Raw genomic sequence first — 13,503 nt, 5'->3', positions numbered from 1 at the left:
GTGGGCTATACTGCTTTGCCCTCGCGGCGCGGCGCGGGTGGGGGTGGCGCGCGGTGCGGGCGCGGGCGTGGGCGCAGGCGCGGGCGCGAAAAGGCGCCCGGGACGAACACCCGGGCGCCTGGGGGCTGGCGGCCTAGTTGTTGAAGAAGTGGATGCGGTTGACTTCCTTGGCCAGCTGGTGGACGTGGATCATGTTCGTGGTGCCGGCAGGCCCCGGAGGGGTGCCGGCGAGGACCACCATCGTGTCGCCCTCTTCAAAGCGGTCGATGGACAGCAGGTACTCGTCCAGGATGGCAAGCATCTCATCGGTGGTGTCCACGGTGGGGCACAGGAAGGTCTCCGCACCCCAGGTCAGCGCGAGCTGGGAGCGCACCTCTTGCCGCGGCGTGAACACCAAAAGTGGCATCGACGGGTGCAGACGCGCCAGGCGGCGGGCGGTCTCACCGGAGGTGGTGAACGTCACCAGGGCGCGGGAGTTGATGCGCTCGGCGATGTCGCGCGCGGAGTAGGACAGCACGCCGCGCTTGGTACGCGGGATGTGGTTCAGAGGCGGGATGGTCCCCATGGATTCGGCCACGCGCACGATGCGGTCCATGGTGCGCACGACGTTGTGCGGGTCCACGCCGATGGAGGTCTCGCCGGACAGCATGACGGCATCGGTGCCGTCGAGAACAGCGTTGGCCACGTCGGAGGCCTCCGCGCGCGTGGGGCGCGAGTTCTCCATCATCGAATCCAGCATCTGCGTTGCCACGATCACCGGCTTCGCGTTCTCGCGCGCGATCTGGATGACGCGCTTTTGCACCAGCGGCACCTGCTCGAGCGGGATCTCCACGCCCAGGTCACCACGGGCGACCATGATCGCGTCGAACGCCAGCACGATGGACTCGAGGTGGTCCACGGCTTCCGGCTTTTCCATTTTGGCGATCACCGGTACGCGGCGGCCGACTTCGTCCATGATCTCGTGGACCAGGTCCACGTCAGACGGCGAGCGCACGAAGGACAGCGCAATGAAGTCCACGCCCAAGTTCAGGGCAAAGCGCAGGTCTTCTTTGTCCTTTTCGCTCAGCGCGGGAACAGAGATGTTCATGCCCGGTAGGGACACGCCCTTGTTGTTGGACACCGGGCCGCCCTCGGTGACCTCGCACACCACATCGTTGCCTTCGACGGCGGTGCAGACGAGGCCGACCTTCCCATCGTCGACAAGCAGGCGATCGCCGACCTCCGCGTCTTCCGCCAGCTGCTTGTAGGTGGTGGAGACGCGATCGTGCGTGCCCTCGACGTCATCGACGGTAATGCGAATGGTCTCCCCGGTTTCCCAGTAGGTGGGGCCGTCTTTGAAACGCCCGAGGCGAATCTTCGGGCCCTGGAGGTCCGCGAGAATGCCGATTGCGCGGCCGGATTCATCCGTGGCTTCACGCACCCAGCGGTAGTTTTGCTCGTGGTCGGCGTAATCGCCGTGGGAAAAGTTGAGGCGGGCCACGTCCATGCCCTCGTTCACAAGTCCTAGAATGGCTTCTTTGCTCGCGACGGCGGGACCAAGAGTACAAACGATCTTTGTTCTTCTTTCCACGAGGCCCCAGGCTACCCTCTACTATTCACCTTCGCTTGGTGTGAGCTTTTCGCTTGTCGACGACTCCTCGCGCGCGTGACTGTCCGCTTGCGCATCCCTGTCGTCGATAAGCGTCTTGGCGGGGGCTTGGCGTTGTGTGCGCCGCAGGTAGATGAATGTGGCTACGGCCGCGAGGAAGACGATGCCGGAGACCCAGCTGTTGACGCGGAAGCCGAGGATGAGGTTGGCGTGGTCGTCGCGCATGAGCTCGATGAAGAACCGCCCGAAGCTGTACCCCATGACGTAGAGCGCGAAGACGCAGCCGCCGCGGAGGCGGAAGCGGCGCTCGGCCCACAGCAACAGCGCGAAAACTAGAAGGTTCCACAGCAGCTCGTAGAGGAACGTGGGGTGGACGCTGGTGACGATGTCACCGGTGGAGTGGCCGGTGAGCGGGGCGTAATTGCCGTTTTCGTCGACGCGGTAGTAGATATCCAGCGCCCAGGGCACGTCCGTGGGACGGCCGTAGATTTCTTGGTTGAACCAGTTACCCAACCGCCCGATGGCTTGGGCGAGGACGACGCCTGGCGCCGCCGCGTCCGCGAACGTCCCGATAGAGACGCCCTTGTACTTCAGCAGCGCGCACACCGCTAACCCGCCCAGCGCGATCGCGCCCCAGATTCCTAGGCCACCGCCGGCGAAGTTGAAGATCTGCCACGGGTCCTTGCCCGGCCCGAAATATTTATCCCAGTCCGTGATGACGTGGTAGGCGCGCCCGCCGATGATGCCGGCGGGGATCGCGACGATAGCGGCGTCCCACACCACGTCTGGGTCCCCGCCGAGGCGCTTGTAGCGCCGTAACGTGAGCCAGAGCGCGACGGCGATGCCGGTCAAGATGCACATCGCATACGCGCGGATCGGGATCGGACCTAGGTGCCACACGCCCTGCGGCGGCGATGGGATGTTAGCCAGGATCTGAGTTTGCACGCACCCTAGTGTGCCCGACGTGGTGAGGGCGTGCTTCACACGCCCTCACGGTGGCAGGCGCGCACCCTCATGGTGAGGGCACCCTGGCCCTCACAGTGAGGGCGCCAGGGCCCTCACCGTGCCGGCGCCATCAGGATTTTCGGGAGGGGCAGGCCGGGTGGTGGCCGGCGCATACGAGTCGTCGGGTGGCGGCACCCACGTCGTCGCTGGACATCACGGCCTCACCGGCGATGACCGCGTCGGCACCGACGGACGCCGCTTCCACCAAGTCCTTGGAGCAGCGCACGCCGCCCAGGCTGATGCGGATCACGCTTTCGGGCAGGCCGGGAACGATTTCTTGGAATGCCCCGCGGTTGAGGTCGTTGGTATCAAACGTCCACGAGTTCACAGCGATCACGCTGGCCCCGGCAGTGATCGCGCGGTCGGCTTCTTCCGGCGTGCGCACCTCCGCTGCAGCGACCATGCCTAGGGACTCGATGCGGTCGAGCAGGCTTTCAAAGCGCGCTTGTTCTAAAAGCCCGACTTGCAGCGGCACCATGTCGGCGCCGAAGCAGCGGGCTTCGTGGATTTGGTACGGGTCGACGATCACGTCGCGGCACACTATGGGCAGGCTCGTGGCTCGCCGGGCGAGCAGCATGTCGGTCAGCGATCCGTCGAAACGCAATCGCTCCGTTTGGCACGCGATGAGGTCCGCCCCGGCGTCTTCAATGGCGCGGGCGACGTCCTCGATGGACTCGACGACTTCATTGGGCCCACCGACGGGCGATGTGCGTTTGATCTCCACGATCACGCTGCACCCTTGCCGCAGCAGCGCCGCGCGGGCATCGCGGGTGGGCGGCATATTCCGCGAGCGGGCCTTGATTTCCTTGAACGGAACGACGGCCTCACGTTGCGCGACCTCTTCCACGATCCGCGCCACAACAGGATTCAGGCCGCTCAAGCCCTTCAGCGTGTCCGGGTAGACCCCCGGGATGGACACGCCCGCAGAATCCACGCCCCCTGACTGGGGTGTGCCCGTGGACGTGCTCGGCGCGTGCATGGTCTTAGATTATCGGCCGGGATCGGATTGAGGAAAATCGGCCCGATCCGTGGGGTCGATGTCCGCATCAAGCGCGTCCCACATGACCCGCCCGGAATCGGGGTCCTCGGCCAAGTCATCCTCGATCTTTTGGCGGCGGGATGCGGTGGTTTCGTATTTGCTCGCGGTCGCCGCGTCCTCGCCCGGCTGTGAGGACAGCATGCTCGCGCCCGCTAGAGCAACAAGCGTGCCGACGACCGCCAGCAGCGGATACGCCACGGACACATCAACCTGGTTCACTTGTCCAATCGGAGCCGCCCCACCGGAGGTCGATTCTGCGGCGAATTGCAGCACCGACTCGATCCGCTCCGGACTGGGGTCGACGATCAACAGCTTCGCGGGCCAATACAGCCCCGCCCCGGCGAACACCGCGGCGATGGTTCCCACGGCGCGTCGGCCCGATCGTCGTAAAGCGAAGCCTGCGACCATGGCCGCAAGCAGCAGCAACGCGATGGCCTGGAGTTCACTTGACCACATGGAGCCTGCAATCTCCGTGACCGCGGCACCCGTGCGCTCATCGAGCGTACCGACGGTAATCCACGTGAACTGCAGCGCGATCCAGATAATCACTGCGCCCACGCCGATCAGCGCCGCCCCGATGCGCGCGCGCCGCTTATCTGGCACTGGTTGGACGTGCTGGTCAGTCACTGGTTATTCCTCTTACCCTTTCTCCTGTGCGTTGGCTGGGGCAATCGCGAACAGATCCCCCTCGTCAAAGCAGGTGCGGTCACCGGTGTGGCAAGCACCGTCGACCTGGTTGACGGTGAGCAGGATCGTGTCCCCGTCGCAATCAATGCGGGCCCCAACCACTTCCTGCGTATGGCCGGACGTGAGGCCTTTGATCCAATACTCCTGACGCGAGCGAGAGTAGTACGTGCCTCGCCGCGTGGCCAGCGAGTAGGCCAACGCGTGGTCATCCATCCAGGCCATCATGAGGACCTCTCCCGTTCCGGCCGCCTGCACAATCGTGGGGACGAGCCCGGCATCATTCCGCTTCAGACGCGCGGCGATCGCCGGGTCGAGCTCGTACTCGGCGGGGTTATCGCTTACGCCGCTGACATTGCTCACAGGCGCACCTCGTGGCCAGCGCGGGCGAGTTCTTCCTTGACCTCACGGATAGAGACCTCGCCGTAGTGGAAGATGGACGCAGCCAAGACGGCATCCGCGCCCGCATCGACGGCCGGTGGGAAGTGCGCCGCCGCGCCCGCGCCGCCGGAGGCGATGACCGGAATCGACACTGCCTCGCGCACGCGCTCGATCAGCTCGATGTCGAATCCGTTCTTCGTTCCGTCACCGTCCATGGAGTTCAGCAGGATTTCCCCCACGCCCAGGCGTTCACCGGTGCGCGCCCACTCGATGGCGTCGATGCCCGCTGAGCGCGTGCCACCGTGGGTGGTCACCTCGAAGCCGGACGGCGTGTTTGGTGTGTCGGTCCCCTGCGCGCCGACACGTCGGGCGTCCACAGACAACACGATGCACTGGGCACCGAACTGCCGCGATAGCTCTCCGAGTAGTTCTGGTCGTGCAATGGCGGATGTGTTCACGCTCACTTTGTCGGCACCGGCGCGCAGCAGCTCCCGGACGTCGTCGGCGCTGCGCACTCCCCCGCCCACGGTGAGTGGAATGAAGACTTCGTCGGCCGTGCGCCGCACGACATCAAGCATCGTGCCGCGTCCCTGTTTGGAGGCGGTGACGTCTAGAAACGTCAGTTCATCGGCGCCTTCTTCGCCGTAGCGCTTGGCCAGTTCAACCGGGTCGCCGGCATCGCGGAGGTTGTCAAAGTTCACGCCCTTGACCACGCGCCCATTGTCCACGTCTAAGCACGGGATTACACGTACGGCAACAGCCATGGTGGGTCCTTCCTACTACTTTTTGTGTGTTGTGGTGGGTCAGTGCTGACCCGTTATGAGTCCGTCACCGCGGCGGCGTCCCCGCCCCGCGCGAGAGCCGTTCGATCTCACGGATGCTGTCCAGTACTTTCGCGTGGGCTGTTGGACAGCCAGCGACGACGCCCACGGATTCGAGGTTCCACGGCTCGCCCTCCCAGTCGGTCACGACCGCGCCAGCGCTTCGCGCAAGCAGCACGCCCGCGGTGTTGTCCCACGGATGTGGTGAGAAGCTCACCGCGGCCTCATAGATGCCTTGGGCGACGAATGCGAGGTCTATGCCCACGGACCCCGAGATCCGCGGTCGCATGTTGGTCTGTTCCAGCCGGCGCAGCAGCTGCAGACGCATGTCTGGCGGGATCTTGTGGGATTCGTCAGAGCCCACGGCCCCCAACCCCACTTGGCGACTAAAGGCCTCGATTGAATTCACTGACGGCAGCACTCGCCCATTTAGAGTCACCGGCGCCCCATCAATCGCCGTCAGCCGCATGCCCAGCAGCGGGATGTCAGTCACGGCAACCACAGGCTGCTTATCGACGACCAACGAGATCAAAATCGCACAGTTCGGACTCCCAGAGGAGTAGTTGGCGGTGCCGTCAATTGGATCGACGACCCAGGTCGCGTCGCCGCGCAGGATTCCGCCTTCTTCCTCGCCGAAGACTGGGATCCCGGAGGCTTCCCGGAGGTGCTCGCGGATCAAGTCTTCTAGTTCGATGTCAACGTCGGTGGCGAAATCGCTGCTGGATTTGAATAGAGCCGGGGCGCTTCCCAGCCCTTCGATGAAGACCCGACGGGCGCTATCGGCGGCTTCTTCGGCGATCGCAAGGTGGTGGTGCAGGTCCATCATGCGGTCCCGCCACCCTCCGTTGGTGCTTGCGGCCCTGACGCCCCTGACTCCCCCTCCGTTGGTGCTTGCTGTGCAAGCACCAACGCGTCGTTAAGCGTGAAGCGCTTTTCGTAGAGCGCCTTGCCGATGATGACGGAGTCGATGCCTTCGTGGGCGTAGGAGGCGATTGTTTTGATGTCGTCGAGGGTGGATACACCACCGGAGGCTGTGATGGCTGCGTCGGTGGCGGCGGCGACGTCGCGCAGTAGGTCGATGTTCGGCCCGGCGAGCGTGCCGTCTTTGCTCACGTCGGTGACGACGAAGCGGGTGCAACCGGCGGCGTCGAAACGCTCGAGGACTTCCCAGAGGTCTCCGCCGTCTTCGGTCCAGCCTTTGCCTTTGGTGCGCCACTCGCCGTTTTCTTCGCGCACGGCGATGTCGACTGCGATCGCATCCCCGTGTCGGTGGATCGCGTCGATCGCCCACTCCGGGTTGTTCAGCGCAGCGGTACCGATGTTGACGCGCTTCGCGCCGGTCGCCAGCGCACGCTCAAGGGTTTCATCGTCGCGGATACCGCCGGTGAGTTCCACGTTGATGTCCAGCGTGCGGGTGATTTCTGCCATGAGCTCGTGGTTCGACCCGCGCCCGAACGCCGCGTCGAGGTCCACGAAGTGCAGCCACTGCGCGCCCTGTTCTTGCCACTGCAGCGCCGCGTCGAGCGGGGAACCGTAGTGCTTCTCGGTGCCCGCCTCCCCCTGGTCAAGTCGAACGGCGTGTCCGTCTACTACGTCAACAGCAGGAAGCAGCGTGAAACTCATGTGGTTTATCTTATGTCCCTGTGCCCGCGTGGCTGCCGCGGTACCCCCGAATCCCACATTTTGTGACCCCAGCCGCCGTTATTCCACAATGGAACTATGCCACTGCCGCCGCCACGCCATCCGCGACGCATCGTGGTCATGGGTGTTTCCGGTTGCGGTAAAAGCACCGTGGGTAGGGTACTCGCGGACGCTCTGGGTCTGCCGTTCATTGACGGCGATGACCTCCACCCTGCCGCGAACATCGCCAAGATGGCCCGCGGCACCCCGCTTAACGACGATGACCGCGTCCCCTGGCTCCACCTCATCGGCCAGGCCCTCGCGCGCAGCACCGCAGATGATCAGGCTGACGGCGTGGTTGTTGCCTGCAGCGCCTTGAAACGCAGCTACCGCGACATCATCCGCACCCACGCCCCCGACGCAGTGTTCATCCACCTCGACGTCCCCGAAGACGTCCTGCGCACACGTTTAGAGCAGCGCACTGGCCACTTTATGCCCCCGGAGCTCCTGCGAAGCCAGCTCGACACCCTCGAACCACTCGGCCCCGACGAAAAAAGTACAACGTTCGACGCGATTCAGAGCATTCCAGGTTTAAGGGAAACTAGTCATCCTGATCGAAGCTATTGATAATCTCGCTCAGCGCGGATTTGAGGGGGGAGCTGATTCTCGACTGCCTCCTGCTTGCATCGCTGGCCAGTAACGTTGGCACCGCTCAATCGCTTCCAAAGCGTCTTCGACTCGTCGCTTAACTGATCTGGTCATATCAAGATCGTTTCCTCCAGCTCCGAGATCGGGAACTTGAGGAGTTGGGCTGGGAAAATATCAATCGATTCGGATCGGAAAAGTTCGCGGGTCTCTTCCATAAGGCCCGCCGCTCTCATCAAAATGTTACCGTCCACGGGATCCATGTCCACGAGGATATCGATGTCCGAGTTTTCACCTGCCGTTCCTGTTGCGACAGACCCGAATAGTCGAGGATTCGTCGCGCAGTAGCGACCAAGTAGCTCATAGAAATCAGCACGTCGCGCCTGTACGAGCTCGCGAAGAGCAACGGATTCGGGTGTTGCGTTGACTGGGGTCATAGCTTCAGGTTAGCTGCGGAGGTAGAACGTGTCGATGACCTCGTAGCGAGGTCCGCCGGAACGGCCCTTACCGAGGTGGGATTCAAGTAGGTGTACCTCGTCGGCTACGAATTCTGGCCCTTGGTAGACGGAAAGGGCGTGAGCGTGGTCGTCGAGAAGCCAGGCGTCGCGGGTGCGCGTGCTGGTACGCGCGACGGTGAGGTGGGAGCGCTGGCGGTGGCGTTCGTTCGGGTCAATGAGGCAGTCCGCCATGAGGTTCTTCAGGGCATGCGCGTCGCCGCCGACGCCGATCCACAGGGTCCGGGAATCAAAGCAGCCAGCGCCGCGGAGTTGAAGGTTAAGCGGTGCAGCGAAGGCGGTCGCCTGGGCGAGGACATCGGTGACCAGGCCAACATCGTTGGGCTGGCTGCCGTAAAACGCGAGCGTGACGTGCCAGTTATCGGGGTCGGTCCAGCGCAGTTGTGGGCCGGTGCCCAGGTCGCGGATCGGACGCAGCGCCGTAACCAGGTGCTCACGGACGTTGTCGGGCGGAGTGAGGGCAGCGAAAAGTCGTTTCACGAAAGTGTGCAGCGTGGCTGCGGGTTCAGGTAGTTGGTGAAAATGAGGCGGGCAGCGCGGAGCCGGAATTAGAAGGTACCAACCCAGTTGGTCAGAAGCTGCAGGCCAGCATCGCCGGATTTCTCCGGGTGGAACTGCGTGGCCCACAGCGGGCCGTTTTCCACGGCGGCGACAAAGCGCGATGCGCCGTGGCTGGACCAGGAGACTTTCGGGGGCGCGATGAACTCGTCGTCCTGGAGCGTCCATTCGCGCACCCCGTAGGAGTGGACGAAGTAGAACCGCGTGTCCGCGTCAAGGCCCGCGAACATGTCAGAGCCCGCGGCGACATCGACGGTGTTCCAACCCATGTGCGGGAGCACGGGGGCAACAAGCTTATCGACGGTCCCAGGCCACTCCCCGCACCCTTGTGTATTGATTCCGTGTTCAACACCGCGATCGAACATCACCTGCAGCCCCACGCAGATCCCCAAGACGGGGCGCGCGCCGGCGAGTCGTTGGCCGATGATCCGGGGGCCTTGGACGGCGCGCAGGCCTTTCATGCAGGCGTCGTACGCGCCGACGCCGGGGACAACGAGGCCGTCAGCCTCAATGCAGGTGAGCGCGTCTTGGGTGACAATCACGTCCGCCCCAACGTGTTCCAGCGCGCGAGCTGCGGAACGAAGGTTGCCCGCACCGTAGTCCAACAAAGCGACGGTGGGCTGCCCACTGGGTGTAGTCATGCCGGTGATTTTATAACCCGCTGCTGATGCGGTGGAGGGCGGGTTCCCTCGTGGGGTCAGGCTGGACCCGCGCGGTGTGCGAAAATTAGCTAATGCTGCTTCTTATTGCGCTCGCGGTCGGCGGCATCGTGCCGGTTCAAACGGCTGCGAACTCGCGACTGCGTTTGTCTGTTGGGAACCGGCCGATTGTCTCGGCGTTGATTTCTTTCTCGGTTGCCTTGGCGTGCGCCGTTCTTGCGACGCTTGCGCTCGTGGGCGACCCCGTGCCGCACGTCCCCGGTGGCGCGCCGTGGTGGGTGTGGCTCGGCGGAGTGTTGGGCGCGTGCTTCGTCATGGGCAACATCATGTTATTTCCGGTGCTTGGGGCCGTGGAAACGGTTGTGTTGCCCATCCTTGGGCAGGTGGCGATGGGTTTGCTCATCGACCGGTTCGGGCTGTTCCACTCCCCTTTGATGGATGTGTCCGTCCTGCGATTGATTGGCGCGGCAGTGGTGTTCGTGGGAATCGTCGTGACGCTTCGCGGTGGAGCAGACGTCTTCGGCTCGAGCGCCGGCGGACCGTCCGTGTGGATCTACCGCGCCGTGGGCGTGGTCATCGGCATGGGGTCTGCCGCGCAAACCGCCATCAATGGGCATTTGGGGATCATCACCGGCTCGGCGTACTACGCTTCCGAAATCAACCTCACTGTCGGTGTGGCGTTGCTGCTCATCGCGGTACTGGTGACTAGCCCGCGGCAACTTACACGGCGGCCGGAGCCCGGGCCGTGGTGGATGTGGCTCGGCGGCATTACCGGCGCTATCTTCGTCGTCGCGGGGGCGAGCCTGTCCCCCATCCTGGGCACGGCAACGACGGTCATCGCGTTCAACGCGGGCACGATCGCCGGGGGCCAGCTGCTGGAAACGGTGGGCGCCTTCGGCGCGCGGAAATCACCGCTTAATGCCCGCCGCGTCGCCGGGCTGGTCCTAATCTTCGCGGGAATCTTAGCGGTCAGGCTGCTCTAGCCCGACCGATCAGCCAATCCGCGACTGACATCACAATGCCGCTAACCAGTACGGCGGTGGCGATCCACAAGGAACTGGTAATGCCTACCCCAGCGATAATAGCGCCGAAGAAGAACGAAGAAATGGCCTGGCCACCGTCGAAGGCAACGTTCCACACCGCAGACGCGTGGCCAATCTTGCTGCGCGGCAGGCGGTGGAACATGGACAACAGCGACTCGTTTTGGACGACACCAAAACTCACGCCAAAGAAGAACGCGGCAACCAGGAACCAGGCTTGATGGGCGTTCGTTGCCATCGCGATGGCGAATCCCGCGAAGCCGAATGCTCCAATGATCTGCCCAGGGATCATCATGGTGCCGGGAATACCGCGTTTATCAGCGATGACGCCCGCACCGTAACGGGCGAACATGACGGCCAAGTTGACCACCGCCAAGATCAGACCACCAATCGCGGTGGACGAGGAAATCCCCGCATCGCGGATGCTGGCGGGCAGGAAGTTGGTCAGGATGCTGTAGGCAACCGCGGCGAGTGTCAGGCACAGGGCGGGCACCAGCACCAGCTTCCACGTCGGCGGGGCCGGGATCGCGTGGGCATCAATCTCCTGAGCGGAGGCCTTCACCCGCGGGATCCAGATGCACGCCGCGGCACCAATGAGGTAGATGACCAGTCCCATCACCCACACCGGCATGTACCCGGCGCGCTCCGCAATCCACAGGCCCACCGGCAGCGTGAGCATCTGCATGAGGCCGGCCGCAGCGCCGAAGACCCCGGTGGCCTTGCCCAGCCAGCGGCGCGGGACAAGTTCTGCGATAACGGCCGATTCAGACACCGTCATCAGCCCGAAGCCCACGCCGCGAATGGCGCTGACCAGCAAGATCCCGCTCGCGCTCAGCGGAAGCTCATAGGCTAGGGCTGGTACGCCCATGAGCAGGCCGGACACGGCGATCACTAGCGGATAGCTCACGCGCCGAAGTAGCCACGGCGTGATCACTTGCACGAGCACCGTGGCGGTCATGAACACGCCCGTCGTCGCACCGGCAAGCGCAGCGGTGCCACCCTTGTCCATCACGGCAACCGGAACGACGGGCAAGAGCAAGCCCCATGAGCCAAACGACGTGGCAATTGCCACCATGGCAGCGATGAAACCGGGCACCCGCCACACGCTGGTGTAGGTGCTGCTAGAGCCGCTGGCAGAAGCGCCGGTAGTGCTGCTGCTAGTAGTAGCTGCCTGCTCGCGTGGTTGCTGGGTGCCCGGTTGCGGGTCTGACGCGGAAGCTATAGCGCGCCCTTCGTTGACGGAACGCCGGTGATGCGGGCATCCATCTCATACGCCTGGCGCAGCGCACGCGCGACGGCCTTGTACTCGGCCTCAGTGATGTGGTGCGGGTCGCGCCCATATTTGACGTTGACGTGGAGCGTGATCCGGGCGTTGTAGGCCAGGGTCTCAAAGAAATGCCGGTTGATCACGGTGGCGTAGTGGCCGCCGATGATCTGCCACTCCATGTTTTCCGGCTCGCCGTTCATGACAAAGTACGGACGTCCAGAAATGTCCACGACGGATTCCACCAGGGTTTCATCCATGGGCAACAGCATGGAGCCGAAGCGGCGGATGCCTTTCTTGTCCCCCACCGCCTCAGCGAGTGCCCAACCCAGCGTGATGGCGGTGTCTTCCACCGTGTGGTGTGCCTCGATGTGGATATCGCCCTTGGCATGGACCGTCAAGTCAAATGCGCCGTGGGTACCAAACGCCGTGAGCATGTGGTCAAAGAACGGCAGCCCGGTGTCAACGTCCACCTTGCCGGTCCCGTCGAGGTTGATCTCAACGGTGATGTCGGACTCACTCGTGGTCCGGGTGGCTTTACCGATGCGCGATTGTGTCATTGATTATCTCCTTCGCCGCTGCCAAAAACGCATTGTTTTCACTATCCAACCCGATTGTCACCCGGAGGTGCCCGGGCACTCCCACGTCGCGGATTAAGACTCCACGGTCAAGGAATTTCTGCCACGCGGCGTGCGCGTCGTCGAAGTGGCCAAAGAACACAAAGTTGGATTCGCTCGGCACGACATCGTAGCCCATCGCGGTCAGCTCAGCGTCGACACGCACGCGTTCGCGCGCAAGCTTATCGACGCCCCCCAGCGTCTCCTCCGCATGCCTCAGCGCGACGATCGCTGCTGCTTGGGACAACGCGGAAAGGTGATACGGCAAACGAACCAGCATGACTGCCTCGATGAACGCTGGGGCAGCAACGAAGTAGCCCAAACGTCCGCCAGCGAAATCGAACGCCTTGCTCATTGTGCGTGACACGACGAGCTTGGTCGGGTAGGCGTCGATGAGTGTCGTGGCCGACGGCGAGGGCGAGAACTCCGCGTAAGCCTCGTCGACGATGACGATGCCCGGCGCGGCATCAAGGATCCTGCGCAGATCATCGATGCTGGTGACGTCACCCGTCGGGTTGTTCGGGGTGGTGACGAAGACGACGTCGGGAGACTTCCGTGCGATCGCATCCAACGCTGCATCCATGTTGATGCGGAAGTCCGCACCGCGTGGCACGGCAATGAACTCAGTTTGCGTCCCGGCGGACAGAATCGGGTGCATGGAATAGCTTGGGGTGAACCCCATGGCGGTGCGGCCGGGGCCGCCGAAAGCCTGCAAGAGCTGTTGCAACACTTCGTTGGAACCGTTGGCTGCCCACACGTTGTCCCGCGTGACGGTGACACCGGTTTGGCGGCTCACATAGGCGGCGAGCTCGTCGCGCAGCTCCACGGAGTCACGCTCCGGGTAGCGGTTCAAGGTGGGGGCTACTTTGACGATCTGCTCCACCAGGTCGTCGATAAGCTCCTGCGAAGGCGCGTACGGGTTCTCATTCGTGTTCAGCGTGACCGGCACTTGAAGCTGCGGTGCGCCGTAGGCATGCTGGCCGCGCAGCTCCTCGCGCAGGGGCAAAGCACCCAATTCGACGTCGGCGCAGATCGTGCCCGGTTGAAATTCGTGTTTAGTCATACGG

16 protein-coding genes are annotated in these 13,503 nt (G+C 63.7%); 2 read left to right on the top strand and 14 right to left on the bottom strand.

Annotated features, from left to right (window positions below):
- Positions 1-133: 133 nt before the first annotated feature.
- The 8 genes from pyk to priA all read right to left on the bottom strand — a co-directional run bounded on the left by pyk (position 134) and on the right by priA (position 7,141).
- The gene (gene pyk, locus CAQUA_RS04125; protein WP_196824390.1) at positions 134-1,570 is read right to left on the bottom strand and encodes a pyruvate kinase; all 1,437 of its coding nucleotides are present in this window, start codon (positions 1,568-1,570) and stop codon (positions 134-136) included.
- Between the two features lie 21 nt (positions 1,571-1,591).
- Positions 1,592-2,533 carry a prolipoprotein diacylglyceryl transferase gene (gene lgt / locus CAQUA_RS04120; protein ID WP_196824391.1) on the bottom strand — a complete coding sequence of 314 codons (942 nt, stop codon included), beginning with the start codon at positions 2,531-2,533 and terminating at the stop codon, positions 1,592-1,594.
- Positions 2,534-2,663: 130 nt separating this feature from the next.
- Complete coding sequence (locus CAQUA_RS04115; RefSeq protein WP_196824392.1) at positions 2,664-3,572, bottom strand: indole-3-glycerol phosphate synthase TrpC; 909 nt, start codon at positions 3,570-3,572, stop codon at positions 2,664-2,666.
- A gap of 9 nt (positions 3,573-3,581) precedes the next feature.
- Complete coding sequence (locus CAQUA_RS04110; RefSeq protein WP_196824393.1) at positions 3,582-4,259, bottom strand: TIGR02234 family membrane protein; 678 nt, start codon at positions 4,257-4,259, stop codon at positions 3,582-3,584.
- A 12-nt stretch (positions 4,260-4,271) separates the two neighbouring features.
- Complete coding sequence (gene hisI, locus CAQUA_RS04105) at positions 4,272-4,679, bottom strand: phosphoribosyl-AMP cyclohydrolase (RefSeq protein WP_196824394.1); 408 nt, start codon at positions 4,677-4,679, stop codon at positions 4,272-4,274.
- Entirely contained in the window at positions 4,676-5,461 is a 786-nt protein-coding gene (gene hisF, locus CAQUA_RS04100; RefSeq protein ID WP_196824395.1) for an imidazole glycerol phosphate synthase subunit HisF, read from the bottom strand. The genes hisI and hisF overlap by 4 nt, the downstream gene beginning before the upstream one ends.
- Before the next feature lie 64 nt (positions 5,462-5,525).
- The gene (locus CAQUA_RS04095) at positions 5,526-6,344 is read right to left on the bottom strand and encodes an inositol monophosphatase family protein (RefSeq protein WP_331273433.1); all 819 of its coding nucleotides are present in this window, start codon (positions 6,342-6,344) and stop codon (positions 5,526-5,528) included.
- Positions 6,341-7,141 (bottom strand): bifunctional 1-(5-phosphoribosyl)-5-((5-phosphoribosylamino)methylideneamino)imidazole-4-carboxamide isomerase/phosphoribosylanthranilate isomerase PriA, encoded by an 801-nt coding sequence (gene priA, locus CAQUA_RS04090; RefSeq protein ID WP_196824396.1) that lies wholly within the window; start codon positions 7,139-7,141, stop codon positions 6,341-6,343. Before priA ends, CAQUA_RS04095 begins: the two co-directional genes overlap by 4 nt.
- 96 nt (positions 7,142-7,237) lie before the next feature.
- Between priA and CAQUA_RS04085 the strand changes: the two genes are divergently transcribed.
- Complete coding sequence (locus CAQUA_RS04085; RefSeq protein ID WP_196824397.1) at positions 7,238-7,765, top strand: gluconokinase; 528 nt, start codon at positions 7,238-7,240, stop codon at positions 7,763-7,765.
- Between the two features lie 131 nt (positions 7,766-7,896).
- Here CAQUA_RS04085 and CAQUA_RS04080 read toward each other — a convergent pair whose 3' ends face one another.
- The 3 genes from CAQUA_RS04080 to hisH form a co-directional block, all read right to left on the bottom strand.
- Positions 7,897-8,220: a nucleotidyltransferase family protein gene (locus tag CAQUA_RS04080; RefSeq protein ID WP_196824398.1), complete on the bottom strand. Its 324-nt coding sequence runs from the start codon at positions 8,218-8,220 to the stop codon at positions 7,897-7,899.
- A gap of 9 nt (positions 8,221-8,229) precedes the next feature.
- The gene (gene thpR, locus CAQUA_RS04075) at positions 8,230-8,778 is read right to left on the bottom strand and encodes an RNA 2',3'-cyclic phosphodiesterase (RefSeq protein ID WP_196824399.1); all 549 of its coding nucleotides are present in this window, start codon (positions 8,776-8,778) and stop codon (positions 8,230-8,232) included.
- A 68-nt stretch (positions 8,779-8,846) separates the two neighbouring features.
- Positions 8,847-9,497: an imidazole glycerol phosphate synthase subunit HisH gene (gene hisH / locus CAQUA_RS04070; protein ID WP_196824400.1), complete on the bottom strand. Its 651-nt coding sequence runs from the start codon at positions 9,495-9,497 to the stop codon at positions 8,847-8,849.
- Positions 9,498-9,589: 92 nt separating this feature from the next.
- On the opposite strand from hisH, the gene CAQUA_RS04065 reads away from it, so the two are divergent.
- Positions 9,590-10,498, top strand: coding sequence for a DMT family transporter (locus CAQUA_RS04065; RefSeq protein ID WP_196824401.1), 909 nt, complete (start codon positions 9,590-9,592; stop codon positions 10,496-10,498).
- On the opposite strand, the gene CAQUA_RS04060 is transcribed toward CAQUA_RS04065, so the two are convergent.
- From CAQUA_RS04060 to CAQUA_RS04050, 3 genes are all read right to left on the bottom strand, one after another.
- Complete coding sequence (locus CAQUA_RS04060) at positions 10,485-11,651, bottom strand: MFS transporter (RefSeq protein ID WP_331273434.1); 1,167 nt, start codon at positions 11,649-11,651, stop codon at positions 10,485-10,487. The two genes, CAQUA_RS04065 and CAQUA_RS04060, sit on opposite strands and share 14 nt — an antisense overlap.
- A 122-nt stretch (positions 11,652-11,773) precedes the next feature.
- Positions 11,774-12,379, bottom strand: coding sequence for an imidazoleglycerol-phosphate dehydratase HisB (gene hisB / locus CAQUA_RS04055; RefSeq protein ID WP_196824402.1), 606 nt, complete (start codon positions 12,377-12,379; stop codon positions 11,774-11,776).
- The gene (locus CAQUA_RS04050) at positions 12,357-13,499 is read right to left on the bottom strand and encodes a histidinol-phosphate transaminase (protein ID WP_196824403.1); all 1,143 of its coding nucleotides are present in this window, start codon (positions 13,497-13,499) and stop codon (positions 12,357-12,359) included. Before CAQUA_RS04050 ends, hisB begins: the two co-directional genes overlap by 23 nt.
- Between the last annotated feature and the right edge of the window lie 4 nt (positions 13,500-13,503).

The organism is Corynebacterium aquatimens, from assembly GCF_030408395.1.
Lineage (GTDB): Bacteria > Actinomycetota > Actinomycetes > Mycobacteriales > Mycobacteriaceae > Corynebacterium > Corynebacterium aquatimens.
The sequence above is the reverse complement of the archived record's forward strand: the minus strand, read 5'-3'. Positions and strand labels throughout refer to the sequence as shown.